Raw genomic sequence first — 14,700 nt, 5'->3', positions numbered from 1 at the left:
TCCTGACTCCTGACTCCTGACTCCTGAAAACTTTCACTTTCTTCTAATTTTTATCAACAACTCATCTTTAATGCGGTTTAAAATTGATGTTTCATCTAAGCTGGATAAAATTTTACTAACTACTGCTTTTGGTCCTTCCGGTCCCCAGGTTGCCCCATTGGCTAAATACGCTTTGGTGACTTGGCCAATACCATAGGATGATACCCCCGCTACTCCTGCTTGGGTGATGGCTACGGATAAATAAGGTCCTATGGCTACTCCAGCGGTAGCTGATGCAGAGATACCCAGTAAGGTTTTTAAACCACTTAAACCTAAATTTGCCAGCAGTTCACTAGCACCTATTCCGCCCATACTCAGGGCGATTTTTTGTAGTAGTTGTACTGCTCCCTTTTCTGTCATTTGGATACCGTAGAGTTTAGATAAACCTAAAATCAAAGAAATATCAATAACGATACTGCTAAGGATATCAACTACAGTCACAGGATTAAGGGCGATCGCCAATGCTTTAGTCATCACCCCTTTCCAAATTAAATCATTAGCGTTCTTTTCCCGAATCTCCAATTTTCGCTGGACAACTTGCTCATTCACTGTGTCAGCATAAAGCATGGTGTTGAGCGCCACTAACGCTTTACCTTCTCGTTGCAAAATCTCTAAAATCTTGAGTTTTAGTTGATCTACTTGTGCTTGACCAGAGCGTAATTGTATACCTCTACTACCATCAGCACGAACTACGGCAGTTTTAACTAAAGGTGAAGCCGCAGACATGACTATTTCATCAGGTGAAAGTAATTCTCTGACTCTATCATCGCGGATTTTCTCGTAAATAGCGATCCGGTCTGTTTCTGGATATTGATCTACTTTATTAAACACTAAAATGATTGGTTTACCGACTTCTCGCAACTGAGAAAGCGCCATCTGTTCAATTTTGGTCATATCACCAGAAATCACAAACAAAATTAAATCAGCTTGTTTTGCTACCTGTTGAGCTAACGCAGCGCGGGTTTCTCCATCTACTTCATCCAATCCCGGTGTGTCAACTAATTCTACCTGAGATTGTCCAGTTGAGGGAAAGGTGGCTTTTAATGTACCAATAGCTTCTTGACTAATACTCCAATTTACCTTTTGTTCTGTACGAGTAACTCCGTGTAATGGTCCTGTTTCAAATACCTGCTGGCCTACTAAAGCATTAAGTAGAGAAGATTTACCCCTTCCTACCATGCCAAAAGCTGCTATTTGCACTACCATACTTTCTAGTTTGCCCAGCATGGTTTCTAAGTCGGAAATTTCCGCTTCTAATCCAGATTTTTCTTGGGTGGTAAGATCAAGATTGTTGACTAAATTTCTCAGTGCTGTTTTTGCTTGTGTATAGTTAAGTTCTGCTTGAATATCTTTAAAGGTGAAAATGGCGCTATCTAGTTCTTCTTCCCAGTTGGGTGTATGACTGTTTTCAGGTTGAGGTAATGTCGATGTCATGGGATTTTAGATTTTAGATTTTGGATTTTGGGCAAGGATTCAGAATACAGAATTCAGAATGAATTAGAGTTTTCGAGTCATTGGTTTGAACAATAGCAGTTTTCAGTTCAGCCTAAGTGAGAGTAGTTGCGGGAGGCAGCATTTTTTGAATGAATAATGAATATAGAATATATTTATTTTTAATTTGTGTAATTGCTCTTAAAATAATCGCACTATAATTAGCACGACTACTTAATTTCTCAAATAGTTATTATCATAACATAGATCATGAAAGAATTAGAACAACTCAAAAATTTATATCCCCAAGACTTAGAACTGAGACAAAACTGGTATTCTCCTGTAGCAGCAGCTTATAACAAAGTCAGACCACGTTATCCCAAAGAAATAATTAACCGAGCTATAGAAATAGCTAAACTAACTCCTGAAAGCAAGATTTTAGAACTAGGATGTGGTCCTGGAAATGCAACTGTATCTTTTGCGAAATTAGGATTTTCAATGGTTTGTTTAGATCCCAGTCAAGCAGCTTGTCAGTTTGCTAGAAAAAACTGTGCAGCATATCCCAATGTAGAAATTCAACAAACGACATTTGAAGAATGGAAATTAACACCAAATAAATTTAATGCTGTGTTAGCAGCAACTTCTTTTCATTGGATGAACCCAGAAACAGCTTATGAAAAAGCCGCTGCTGCTTTAAGAGATGATGGGGCTTTAATTTTGTTGTGGAACATGACACCCCAACCTGATTATGAAGTATACCAAAATTTGCATGAAATTTATAAAATTTATGCTCCATACTCAGCCAGATATGAAGATGTAACAGATCAAGAAAAAATAGTTAAATCCTTTGGAGGAAAAGCCATTGATTCAGGAAAATTCACAAACTTAGTTTCTGGTCATATAATCTGTGAAGTAACTTATAGTGTTGACGATTATTTATTATTGTTAGGTACGCTTTCACCTTATTTAAAATTAGAAGCTGGAATCAGAGAAGGTTTATTTACGGGGTTAAAACAAAAGATTGATCAGCTTTATGGAGGAAGGATTAATATTTCTTATATTTCAGCTTTTCAGGTCATGAAGAAAGTTTAGAGGATTTTTGTGTGAGAGGATGTTTGAAAAGTGGTATCCCGTGATTTTAATCACATTTTTACCCCCCTTAATCCCCCATTATCAAGGGGGGAAACAAGAAAATCCAGTTTCCTCCCCTTCACAAGGAGAGGGTTAGGGAGGGGTAAAAAATATTTGATACACTCTCAGGGACTTTTAAAACATCCTCTTATAGCGATTACGCCTTTGCGCGAAACCACAGCACTTTCCCCTATCGGTGGACAAGGAATGTCCGAAAAAGTAGTACAGTTAAAAATTGATCTAGTAGCGTTAGCATCTTGACAAAATCACCTGTGCGAAAAATAGTTATTGCCGGCAACTGGAAAATGTTCAAAACCCAGGCAGAATCAGAAAACTTCCTACGCGGATTTCTGCCTCACCTAGAGGAAACACCCTCAGAAAGAGAGGTAATATTGTGTCCTCCCTTCACAGATTTAAGTGTAATGTCCAAATATTTACACGGTAGCCGTGTCAACTTGGGCGCACAAAACGTTCACTGGGAAGAAAATGGAGCCTACACGGGTGAAATTGCTGCTCCCATGCTCACAGAAGTCGGTGTGCGATATGTCATCATTGGACACAGCGAAAGACGACAATATTTTGGTGAAACAGATGAAACAGTAAATCTCCGCCTCAAAGCAGCCCAAAAATACGGACTTACACCCATTCTCTGCGTTGGTGAAACCAAACAGCAACGAGACGCAGGGGAAACCGAAAAACTGATTAGCACCCAGTTAGAAAAAGACTTAGTAGATGTTGATCAAACTAACTTGATTATTGCTTATGAACCAATTTGGGCGATTGGTACTGGTGACACCTGTGAAGCCACAGAAGCAAATCGAGTCATAGGTTTAATTCGCTCTCAATTAACGAATCCTCACGTATCAATTCAATATGGCGGCTCAGTCAAGCCCAATAATATTGATGAAATCATGGCACAACCAGAAATTGACGGCGCTCTCGTCGGCGGTGCAAGTTTAGAAGCTGATAGTTTTGCCAGAATTGTCAATTATCAATAACCAAGGCAAAAGGCAAAAGGCAGAAAATTTTAGATTTTAGATTTTAGATTTTAGATTTTAGATTGAAGATAATCAAAACAATCCAAAATCCAAAATCCAAAATCCAAAATTGAATCGCCCAATGCCCAATGCCCAATGCCCAATTTTAGGTAAATAATGTTGAATCAATTAATTATTAGAGAACGTTGCTTTACTTGGGGACAACAGACCTATTTAATGGGAATTTTAAATGTCACCCCAGACAGTTTTAGTGATGGTGGTCTATTTAATACAACTTCAGCCGCTTTAGCTCAAGCGCAAACAATGGTAGACGCTGGTGCTGAAATTATTGATATCGGTGGTCAATCAACCAGACCAGGAGCAGAACAAATCACCCTCACAGAAGAACTTGATCGGGTGCTGTCGGTTTTGCAAGTCATTAGACCAAAAATTACTATTCCCATTTCTGTAGACACAACTAGAGCAGAAGTAGCTCAAGCTGCTGTAGAAGCTGGGGCAGATATTGTTAATGATATTTCTGGTGGTACTTATGATCCAGAAATGTTGCCAACAGTAGCCAAATTAGATGTACCAATCATGTTAATGCACATTCGGGGAACTCCCCAAACAATGCAACAACATACAGATTATCAAGATTTGATGGGGGAAATTTATAGTTTTTTATCCCAACAAATAAAAGCCGCAATTACAGCGGGTATTCAACAGGAAAAAATTATTATTGATCCAGGTATTGGTTTTGCGAAAAATTATGATCAGAATTTAGAAATTATTCGCAGTTTGCCAACATTCAAAACCCTAAAGTGTCCCATCTTAGTGGGAGCATCCCGCAAAAGTTTTATTGGCAAAATTTTAAATCAACCAGAACCAAAAGCCAGAGTTTGGGGAACAGCAGCAGCCTGTTGTGCTGCCATTTTTAATGGTGCTGATATCCTCCGAGTTCATGATGTTGCCGAAATGCGTGATGTCTCCCTAGTTGCTGATGCTATCTATAGGAAGGTGACAGGTGACAGGTGACAGGTGACAGGTTACAGGTGACAGGTGACAGTGAGAGAGTGATAAATGATAACTGATAACTGATAACTGATAACTTAATTATTAATTCTTGCCATTACCAGAAGTTTTACCATCATCTTCTTTAGTAATAGATTCAGCAATTAATTCTTGGAACATATCTGTAGAATTAGCTGGATCTACAAACACAATTTTAGCGTTATTACTTTCGCCCAATTTTTGACTGGCTTGTACATAATCTTGAGCTACAAGATATCTTAAAATATCTTTGCTTTCGGGATGGGAACGTATAGCTTCAGAAATAATTTCCATTGAAGTCTTAGTTCCTTCCGCTTTCTTAATAGCTGCTTGTCTCTCACCTTCAGCAGCAGCGATTACCGCCCGTTTTCTAATTTCTGCGGCTCTTTCCTCTTCCATTGACTTCTGTACACTTTCAGGGGGTGTAATTCGCTGAAAATCCAACCGCAGAATTTCGACTCCCCAAGTCCGTGAAGTTGGATTTAATTGATCTAATATGCTTTTGTCCATATCTGCTCTAGACATATTAGTTTCCTCTACAGTTTTCTGGGCTATAATTTCCCTCACTGTAGTTGTAGCTAAATTTGAAAGTGCCTGTTGCAAATCATCAACTGCATAAAAGCTTTTTTCTATCTCGACAATGCGCCAGTAAACGACTGCATCTATTTCCATGTAAATACCATCTTTAGTAATGACATTCTGGGGCTTAACATCTAAAATCTGTTCCCTGGTGGTATCTTCCATGACAATTTGATCAAGAAAGGGAACAATGAAATTAAGTCCTGGTTTCAGTTTTCGATGATATTTTCCCAATCGTTCAACTAGAGCTTCATTACCTTGATTAACCAGTTTTGCAGATCCTAAAGCATAACCTATGAGTGCTAAAACTATAGCAATAATTGGCTCCATATATACTCCTATTTAGGGTTGGAGAGAATTGAGTATAAAACAGTCTGGTAAGGAGTCAGGAGTCAGGAGTCAGGAGTCAGGAGTCAGAATATTTGTTTGTAGCAAGAAACCTCCAGAAGCAAGTTTTTTTATCAACAACCAATAACTCGAAAACTCTCATTTGTTCTGAATCTTGTATTCTGTATCCTTAATCCTTACACAGCATGATATTTTACAATAATTATCCGATACGTGGTTCATTTCCCAAATCCCAACCGTGGACGAATCCCATAATTACGATACCGGAAATAATCCCGCAAAATCCGGTCATGGTCAAAACATAAGTTAATCGGTAGACACCAAGGCTCAAAAACACCTACACCCTTAGCATCATCACCCGCTACAGGTTCACCCGTCGCAGTTGCCAAAAATACAATACTAATTGTATGTTGACGAGAATCACGACTAGGATCAGAATAAACCAAAAACTGCTCAATTAACTCTATTTTTAAACCTATTTCTTCCTCAGCTTCCCTGCGTGCTGCCACTTCCACAGGTTCACCATAATCTACAAACCCTCCGGGAATAGCCCATCCTAAAGGTTCATTATGTCTTTCAATCAGAATGATCGGGCGATGAGGTCGATCAATTAATTCAATAATAATATCAACGGTAGGAGCAGGATTTCTGTAAGTCATTGTCAATTTTTAAGTAGCTTCATCTAATATGAACTACCCCAGCCTCCACGATGTCGGCTGGGGTTTATACATCCCCAGCAGTACGTTTATTGAGATGCTTAGGATTGAATTTCATCTTTTTTTGCCGTTTTTGTCTCAGAAAGGCACTCATTTTTTGATCCTTATCTTTGATGTGATGAATCAGCCAATCTGTCAAAAAATGGGATACGCTTGCCTGTTTCATACTCAGGTCGCCATTGTGCGATTTTAATACTCATAAATCAGTCCTCGACAAAGAATCAATTGTAACTGCTGAGACAGAAACTTAACTGTAGAAATTATTGCTGTGTCAAGCCGACAATGAAAATTTTTCGATTTTTTGATAAGTTGTCTGTTTATTTTATACTCTAATTTTTATGTATTAACTATTATACTACGATATATTTTATTACCGTCCTTGAGATGCAATAAATTGTTAAGAATCAACATATTTTTCCTTGAGTGTCGCTAAAAAATCAATTAAATGTTAAATCTAACATTTATGTAAGTAAACAATCTACTCATCTTGACTATTAACTATGCCTTTTCCTAGATCAAGCGGAATTTTACTGCATCCAACTTGTTTCCCCAGTCGTTTCGGGATTGGGGATTTAGGTGATAAAGCTTATCATTTTATTGATTTTCTCAAAGATAGCTACCAGCAATATTGGCAAGTTTTACCTTTAGGACCTACTGGTTATGGTAATTCTCCTTATATGTGCTACTCAGCAATGGCGGGAAATCACTTACTGATTAGTCCAGATAAGCTGGTAAATGAAGGTTTGTTATCTGAAGAAGATTTTGCTAATTTACCAGAATTTCCCGCTGATAAGGTGGATTTTGAGCGAGTTATTCCCATTAAAACCAATCTGCTCAAAAAAGCTTGCGAAAATTTTAAACATCACGCCACCGCTATTCAAAGAAAAGCTTTTCACACTTTTTGCAACACCAGAGGCTATTGGCTGAATAATTACGCTTTATTCATGGCGCTCAAAGATGCCCACAATGGAGCAAGTTGGTACACTTGGGAACTAGAACTGGCAAAAAGAGAACCCACAGCATTAGCTCGGATGGAACACGAGTTAACACAAGAAATATTTTATTACAAGTTCATTCAGTATGAGTTTTTCCGTCAATGGTCAGAACTCAAGAACTATGCTAATCAAAATGGTGTAGATATTATTGGTGATATCCCCATTTACGTCGCTCATGATAGTGCTGATGTATGGGCAAATCCTGAGTTTTTTGCTGTGGATGAAGAAACAGGTGCGGCGGCTTTAATGGCAGGAGTTCCACCAGATTATTTTAGTGCCACCGGTCAATTATGGGGCAACCCGGTTTACAACTGGGAAGAGTTGCAAAAGCAGGACTTTAAATGGTGGGTGGAACGTTTTGAGGCTATGCTGGATTATGTTGATATCATTCGGATTGACCATTTCCGAGGGTTTGAGGCTTATTGGGCTGTACCCCAAGGAGAAGAAACCGCTATCAATGGAGAATGGATCAAAGCACCAGGGGGAGAATTTTTTGCAGTTATTAAACAAAAACTGGGAAAATTACCCATATTAGCCGAAGATTTGGGGATTATTACAGAAGAGGTGGAAGCACTACGAGATCGCTTTGAGTTTCCGGGGATGAAGGTATTACAATTTGCCTTTGGTTCAGATCCTGGTAATCCGTTTTTACCTTTTAACTATCCCCGTAATGCTGTAGTTTACACTGGCACTCACGACAATGACACAAGTCTAGGCTGGTTTAATACTACGAATGATTACGAAAAGCAAAATTTATTGTTATATTTGGGAAATATCAGCCCTGATGGTATAAACTGGGATTTAATTCGTCTAGCTTTGAGTTCCGTCGCTAATCAAGCGATTATTCCTTTACAAGATGTTTTGGGATTGGGAACTCAAGCCAGAATGAATTATCCCAGTACGGCTGAGGGTAATTGGGAATGGCGTTATCAGCAAGAGGTTTTGACCAAGGAATTAAGCGATCGCTTGAAAATTCTCACCAATCTTTATGGACGCGCTCCCATAAGTTCATGATTAACTTTTCCTGATGAACTTTTTCTGGGTGCGTAGTATAAAGCAGGAATTTCCATTCCGTACTCAAAACCTCATGGTTAGTAGGGATTGGTTTAACCTAATTAGCAGTCTCAAGGAAACATAGCTATTTTTAGTTATGTGTAGTAGATGACATTGGCAGATAACAGCAATGTTTCTTATATTGTGTTGTATGCCACTGATAAATTTAATACTTGGTTAAACCAGCCCTACTGGCGCACGACGTTTCCAGACCTGACCTGAGCGGCAATGCTGACTTCCTGAAATTTCCCTGGTTGTCCCATTTGTTTCGGTTGTTGCTGATTAACGCTCATCAACACACCCCCGGCATTGTCAGTTTTTACGGTCAGTTCTTCAGCAGCTTTCCATTTGCGGTGAGATCCTTTTGGTAGAACTCCCTCAAACGCAGTTTTACCATCAGCGACAATACGAATCCAAGATGAGGACTGCAAGGTAACACCAATTTCTACAGTTTCAGTTTCTGAACTGTTGATATCAGATGGAATTGCCTTTAAATCCTTGGCTTGCAGTTTCTGAGGTGTTAAATTGTCACCTGTTGGCGTTTTTGGTTGATTTTGGCTATTGTTTGCTTCTACAGTAGTTTGATTCAATAACTGAGATAACCCAGTTACAGAGCATACTATGACGAAAATGTAAAGCAGGTAAAGATGAAGAGGACGTAGTTGAAACAAAGGTTGAGGTTGCCAGTTGCTTTGAAAACTGACTTTTTGAGAACCAAGAGGAAAATGGCTGGCAAATTCTGCCCCCTTCACCCCCAGTGCATCAGCAAATTGCCTGATTAAACCCTGAATATAAATAGGTTCTGGTAAATCGGTTAAATCACCTGATTCAATCGCTGTTAATAGTCTGCGAGGAATTCTAGTGGTTAACACAATTTCATCCATAGATAAACCCTTTTGTTGACGTAAAGCGGCGAGTTTAGCCCCCATTTGCGCTAATTTTTCCGCCTGTTGTTGTTCTATGGATGGTTGACTGGGCTGGTTGTCTTTTTTTCTTAACCATTTCATAATTTTTATTCCACTCCTTAACTCAACTTAATCATTAATAGGTATCCGCTTTATCAATTGATAATTAACAATTGACAATTGATAATTGTGTTATTCAAGGTTGAAAATCCCCCATTTCCAGGTTAAAAAAGCCAAAAATTCCGGTTTTTCAAGATTCTGACTTTTAGGAAGAGGCAATTGTCAATTGTTCATTGTTAATTGTCCATTATTGAACTGATTCTTTAAAAAAATAATTTCCTCTGGGGTGAGATGACGATAGTCACCAGCACCGATAAAACCAGCTTTTGGTATTTGTAATTGAATTGAACCGATTGCAGTGCGATGCAGTTGGATTACAGGATATCCTAACTGTTCAGCTACACGGCGAATCTGACGATTTCTACCCTCTTGCAAAATTATTTCTAATTTGCTTTGGTTTGCCAAACGTTCAATCAAACGTACTTTAGCAGGTCGTGTTTTTCTCCCTTCTAGTACAACACCTTCACGCCACATCTTCAGAACTGCTTCTGGGGGATGTCCTTTAACCACAACATGATATGTCTTAGAAATATTATGACTAGGATGAGTTAGCGCAAATGTCAAGTCCCCATCATTTGTTAATATTAATGCCCCGGTAGAGTCAGCATCTAAACGCCCCACTGGGTGAATACCAGTACCCTTGTGTAAATTTTCGGGTAATAGATCCAAAACCGTAGTTCTGCCGTGGGGATCATCACAAGTGGAAACCACTCCAGCGGGTTTGTTGAGTAACAAATAGATTAAAGCTGGGCGATCGCTGTGAGAAACAGGTTTACCATCAATGCAAATAGTGTCTCGTTGGGGATCGACTTTTTGACCTAAATGTGCCACAATCCCATTTATCTTCACTCGTGATTGCTTAATCATCTCCTCAGCTTCACGACGTGAGGCTATACCCCATTGAGAAATAATTTTTTGTACCCGCGCCTCCATGTATAAATTTTGTATAATTTGTTAATTGAGACTATTATTAATTGTTCCAAGTTTTGTGGAGTTGATACCTAAAAGTGAATCTTGCCATGTTTCAGTCAATAGTGATCACTATTACAGTTAAGAACTGTTTAAGATTTCGTGATTTTTGAGCAAATATTAAGCAATAACCTTGTTCAATGACAGATAAAAACCCCCCATCCGCCAATAGTAAGAAAATAAGATTAATTACTCAAGCCCTGACCACAGCAATTAAGCTATGGCTAAAAACACAATTAACTCAAGTATCGCAGATTGAGGTAGAGATTGGAGCAAGCGATCGCCAACTCCTTTCTGGCTGTATTCCTGTGGTATCTATTTTTGCTACTAATGCAGTTTATCAGGGTATCCATGTTACACGCATTCAACTTTCAGCCGAAAATATACAGATAAACATTGGTTCTATAGTCAGGGGTAAACCCCTTAAATTATTGGAAATAGTTCCCGTAGTTGGTGAACTGGTGGTAGATGAAGGGGATCTGAATAAATCTCTTTCATCGGAATTATTGTCAACTGGCTTAAATGATGTACTGTTTAAACTATTACCAGAATCATGGGAAAAATACAAGCCTATTTGTTGGCAGAAAATTACACTTGACAATCAGCATTTAATACTGTACGGACTGGTAGCAACTGACAGAGAACCTATATCTTTAGAAATTTCTTTAGGTCTAGAACTGCTGAACAGTCAAGAACTACAATTAACACAGATTAAAATTCTGTATAATCAAGAACCGATATTAGAAAATCATTCTGGATACAATTTAGACCTTGGCTCAGATGTTGACCTGCAAGAATTAACTTTAGAATCTAGCCAAATCTTATGTCGTGGACGCATCAACGTCAACCCATAATAAATAATTGACAATTGATAATTGACAATTGATAATTGGTTATTTTCACCTATTCCCTGTTGCCTGTTGCCTTATTTACCAATTACTTTAACAAAGGCAAAATTAGAGTTACAAAATAGTAAACTAAAGGGGCGGTAAAAATATAACTATCAGTCCGGTCTAATATACCACCGTGACCGGGTATCAATTGTCCTGAATCTTTTACTCCTGCATCTCGTTTTAACATAGATTCAGTTAAATCGCCTAAAAGACTGGCAATACCTATAAATAAACCCAAGGTTATACCAGTAATCAGGGAGTAAGGTAAATGCAGAAAATAAGCACCGGCTACTGCTACTATGAGACTGCCGCTAATACCAAAAATTGCCCCTTCTACAGTTTTTTTCGGACTGATATTTGATAAAGGAGTTTTACCGAAAAATTTACCAAAAAAATAAGCACCAATATCAGCAGCCCAAATACATAAAAAAGTTAAAACTGTAAATGTTAAACCTTCGGGTAAACCAGTTATATTTTCTGGGGTAAAAATTTGATTCCAGTTTTCAGGCCAATAACCACCAAAGGGAAGATTGCTAATAATATTTGTACTATTGAGATTTCGCAAACGTACCCAGTAACTAGGTAAATAACCGACATAAAACAGCCCCATAATAGAAGCGGAAATATCGGCAATGGTAGCAAATTTGGGTTGAAAAAGCAGGTAAAAACAGATAAAAGTTCCTGCTATGGGCATGATAGCATCCGCTAAACTGGCATTGAGAGTACAAATAGCCAGTAAAATTAAACTGACAAATATAGTAGTTTTAGCTGCGGGAGCAATACCTCTGGATCTAACTAAATTAAAATATTCTTGTTGACCTAAAAAGACAACGATCGCCATAGCTAAGGTAAAGTACCAACCACCTAAAAGGGTAGAAGATAAAGCAAGGGCGATCGCAATAATTCCACTAATAATTCTTGACCAAGGCATAATAATAGTATTTTGGATTTTAGATTTTGGATTTTGGATTGAATCCAAAACCGAAAACCGAATAGATTCAATCTAGTTTTTCACCACTGAGAATAAAAATCGGATCAGTAGCAACAAAGGTTTGGGAAAAACCGCGAGTTTCTAAGCGGTTAACAGCAGACTGTACAACCTCGATATTTCTGGCTCTTAACTGAGAAAAGCTTTGAGAAATAGCATACAGACTTTCTAGATTAGCAGCTGTTGCGACAACTCGACCGGATAAAGGCAAATAAAGCCAGACAGCTTGTAAAATTTCCTGGATAGCTTTTGCTCCTTCTATACAAACCCGATCAGGGGTGGGTTGTATATCATGTAAACACTCTGGGGCGCTGCCCTTAATTACTTTTACATTTTTGACCTCAAAGCGATCGCAGTTACGTTTAATCAAATTAGCCACTTCTTCATCTCGTTCTACCGCAATAACTCTTCCTTGGGGACACAATAACCCCACCTCTACAGGAATTGTACCTGTTCCTGCACCAATATCCCATAATACCGAATCTGGTTGTAGTCGCAGTTGGGAAATTAACAACAATCTTAATTCTCGCTGAGTTAGGGGTATACCTGGTAAGTTCTCAAATAAGTCATCAGGAATACCAGGAGTAACATAAGGCCAAAGTTGGGAAGGCATAAGCAATTAAAAATTCAAAGTTTAAAATTCAAAGTTTAAAATTCAAAGTTAAAATTCAAACTTAAAAATTACAGCGGATTCCTGTGTTATAAAGTACATAATAGCGCCCTCATCGGTTGCGGGGAGGGAGTTGGGGATGGGGTTCTTGTACCTGATGACACTGGGAAGTGCTGCATCAGCAGAAGTAGGAAGTAGTAACAATTAGTAAAACTATTCACCGAAAACTTTTAAAACATCCTGACAGTCAACAGGAATAAAATAGAGAAAGTTTAACAACATAATTTTCTAAGTGATCTAGGTGATGCTGATGAATAGGGAAATATTGGGCGATCGCTACGAAGTTCAACAGCAGTTAGGTAAAAAGTCAGCCCGAAGGACTTTTTTAGCCCGTGACACCATAAATAATAACTTAGTAATTGTCAAGTTACTTGCTTTTAATAGTGACTTTGAATGGGATGATTTGAAACTGTTTGAACGGGAGGCGGAAACCTTACAATCTTTATCTCATCCCTCTATACCCCGCTATCTTGACTATTTTGAAGTAAAAGAATCCAATTATCAAGGATTTGCCCTGGTACAAACTTACATCCCAGCGAAAACCCTAAAACAATACTTACAAACTGGGAGAAAATTTGCAGAAAATGAAGTTCAAGAGATAGCTAAAGCAGTTTTAGAGATATTGGTTTATTTTCATGAGTTACACCCACCTGTGATCCACCGTGATATTAAGCCTAGCAATATTTTATTAGGAGAGCGATCGGGGAATAGTGTGGGAAAAGTTTATTTAGTAGATTTTGGTTCTGTGCAAACTGTTTTAGCCTCAGAAACAGGTACTAGAACCATTGTAGGAAGCTATGGTTATATGCCACAAGAACAATTTGGGGGGCGTACAGTTCCCGCTTCTGACCTTTATAGCTTAGGTGCAACTTTAATTTATTTAATCACAGGTACTCAACCGGCAGATTTACCACAAAAGAATTTTCGCATTCAATTTGAACAAGTGGCAAATCTGAGTCCGGGCTTAACTAACTGGTTAAAAAAGATGATAGAACCAGATTTAGCAAAGCGGTTTACATCTGCAAAAACAGCACTACAAGCTTTAGAAACACCGGAAAAAACTGATATTACAAATTCAACAATTGCTAAACCAGCAGGTAGTCAAATTCGACTAATTGAAGATGAGGAATATTTAGAAACTACCCTTCCTGCTGAGGGATTAACTTTGAATAGTTTATTGGGAATTCCATTTATGATCTTTTGGAATTCCATGACTTGGTTGTTTATCGTTGGCGCGTTTAATACCTTTATTTCTAATCCTTTTGATTGGGGAACAATCAGAAATGCTATATTCTTAGCGTTCCTTCTATCACCTTTTCTTGTCACTGGTTTAACTATGATATATGGTATATTAAGTTCATTTTTTGAATGTAAAATTAGCATAAATCAGCAACAAATATCCCATAGTCTTTATCTTTGGGGTATGAAAATTAAACATACTTCTGCACCGAGAGAAAACATTAATCAATTAGTTTATATACCCCAACATTTGACAAAAGATAGTGAGTGTGGTGAGTCTGTAGTCAAAGCAAAGTTTGTAATTTGGATAGGGGTAGAAAAATTGGAAATAAAAGTTGGTGACTATATCATCAAGTCTGAATATGAATTAAAATGGTTAGCTGATGAGTTAAGTAATTGGTTAGGGATAGAACTTGAAATAACCAAAAACTCAAGTTAATGTTTCAGATATCTGTTGAAAATTATCCTGGAAGCAGAAATAAATAGGTTTAAGTTTTCTCGTTCCTAGTCTCTGACTCCGAATGGAGTTGTTGATTACTAATGAAGCAGAAAACGCCTCTTTATAGCCTAAATTACCCCTCTATTTCATGTTAGAGG

General features: G+C 38.1%; 14 protein-coding genes. 7 read left to right on the top strand and 7 right to left on the bottom strand.

Annotation, left to right across the window (positions count from 1 at the left end):
- Positions 1–33: 33 nt before the first annotated feature.
- Positions 34–1,473: a GTP-binding protein gene (locus K2F26_RS19050; protein ID WP_220609048.1), complete on the bottom strand. Its 1,440-nt coding sequence runs from the start codon at positions 1,471–1,473 to the stop codon at positions 34–36.
- A 267-nt stretch (positions 1,474–1,740) separates the two neighbouring features.
- Between K2F26_RS19050 and K2F26_RS19045 the strand changes: the two genes are divergently transcribed.
- The 4 genes from K2F26_RS19045 (at position 1,741) to folP (ending at position 4,613) form a co-directional block, all read left to right on the top strand.
- A complete protein-coding gene (locus K2F26_RS19045) occupies positions 1,741–2,562 on the top strand; it encodes a class I SAM-dependent methyltransferase (RefSeq protein ID WP_220609047.1) in 822 nt (273 codons plus the stop codon).
- Between the two features lie 153 nt (positions 2,563–2,715).
- Entirely contained in the window at positions 2,716–2,862 is a 147-nt protein-coding gene (locus K2F26_RS19040; RefSeq protein WP_220609046.1) for a hypothetical protein, read from the top strand.
- Positions 2,863–2,873: 11 nt separating this feature from the next.
- Positions 2,874–3,599, top strand: coding sequence for a triose-phosphate isomerase (gene tpiA / locus K2F26_RS19035; RefSeq protein WP_194051422.1), 726 nt, complete (start codon positions 2,874–2,876; stop codon positions 3,597–3,599).
- A 156-nt stretch (positions 3,600–3,755) separates the two neighbouring features.
- The gene (gene folP / locus K2F26_RS19030) at positions 3,756–4,613 is read left to right on the top strand and encodes a dihydropteroate synthase (protein ID WP_220609045.1); all 858 of its coding nucleotides are present in this window, start codon (positions 3,756–3,758) and stop codon (positions 4,611–4,613) included.
- A gap of 81 nt (positions 4,614–4,694) precedes the next feature.
- Here the strand turns inward: folP and K2F26_RS19025 are convergent, their stop codons facing one another.
- Together K2F26_RS19025 and K2F26_RS19020 are read right to left on the bottom strand one after the other, a co-directional pair.
- Positions 4,695–5,537 (bottom strand): SPFH domain-containing protein, encoded by an 843-nt coding sequence (locus K2F26_RS19025; RefSeq protein ID WP_220609044.1) that lies wholly within the window; start codon positions 5,535–5,537, stop codon positions 4,695–4,697.
- Positions 5,538–5,773: 236 nt separating this feature from the next.
- Complete coding sequence (locus K2F26_RS19020; RefSeq protein ID WP_220609043.1) at positions 5,774–6,214, bottom strand: NUDIX domain-containing protein; 441 nt, start codon at positions 6,212–6,214, stop codon at positions 5,774–5,776.
- A 557-nt stretch (positions 6,215–6,771) separates the two neighbouring features.
- On the opposite strand from K2F26_RS19020, the gene malQ reads away from it, so the two are divergent.
- Positions 6,772–8,280: a 4-alpha-glucanotransferase gene (malQ, locus tag K2F26_RS19015; RefSeq protein ID WP_220609042.1), complete on the top strand. Its 1,509-nt coding sequence runs from the start codon at positions 6,772–6,774 to the stop codon at positions 8,278–8,280.
- 227 nt (positions 8,281–8,507) lie between these two features.
- On the opposite strand, the gene K2F26_RS19010 is transcribed toward malQ, so the two are convergent.
- Positions 8,508–9,326: a helix-turn-helix domain-containing protein gene (locus K2F26_RS19010; RefSeq protein ID WP_220609041.1), complete on the bottom strand. Its 819-nt coding sequence runs from the start codon at positions 9,324–9,326 to the stop codon at positions 8,508–8,510.
- Positions 9,327–9,506: 180 nt separating this feature from the next.
- Positions 9,507–10,277, bottom strand: a complete 771-nt coding sequence (locus K2F26_RS19005; protein ID WP_220609040.1) for a pseudouridine synthase — start codon at positions 10,275–10,277, stop codon at positions 9,507–9,509.
- Between the two features lie 176 nt (positions 10,278–10,453).
- Between K2F26_RS19005 and K2F26_RS19000 the strand changes: the two genes are divergently transcribed.
- Positions 10,454–11,167 carry an LmeA family phospholipid-binding protein gene (locus tag K2F26_RS19000; RefSeq protein WP_194051349.1) on the top strand — a complete coding sequence of 238 codons (714 nt, stop codon included), beginning with the start codon at positions 10,454–10,456 and terminating at the stop codon, positions 11,165–11,167.
- Between the two features lie 82 nt (positions 11,168–11,249).
- Here K2F26_RS19000 and K2F26_RS18995 read toward each other — a convergent pair whose 3' ends face one another.
- Entirely contained in the window at positions 11,250–12,137 is an 888-nt protein-coding gene (locus K2F26_RS18995; RefSeq protein ID WP_194051351.1) for a phosphatidate cytidylyltransferase, read from the bottom strand.
- 67 nt (positions 12,138–12,204) lie between these two features.
- Positions 12,205–12,807, bottom strand: a complete 603-nt coding sequence (gene cbiT, locus K2F26_RS18990; protein WP_220609039.1) for a precorrin-6Y C5,15-methyltransferase subunit CbiT — start codon at positions 12,805–12,807, stop codon at positions 12,205–12,207.
- A 307-nt stretch (positions 12,808–13,114) separates the two neighbouring features.
- On the opposite strand from cbiT, the gene K2F26_RS18985 reads away from it, so the two are divergent.
- A complete protein-coding gene (locus K2F26_RS18985; RefSeq protein ID WP_220609038.1) occupies positions 13,115–14,542 on the top strand; it encodes a serine/threonine protein kinase in 1,428 nt (475 codons plus the stop codon).
- Positions 14,543–14,700: the final 158 nt, after the last annotated feature.

Origin of the sequence: Sphaerospermopsis torques-reginae ITEP-024, assembly GCF_019598945.1 — a bacterium.
In the GTDB taxonomy this organism is placed as follows: domain Bacteria; phylum Cyanobacteriota; class Cyanobacteriia; order Cyanobacteriales; family Nostocaceae; genus Sphaerospermopsis.
This window is presented reverse-complemented; position numbering and strand designations above follow the sequence as displayed.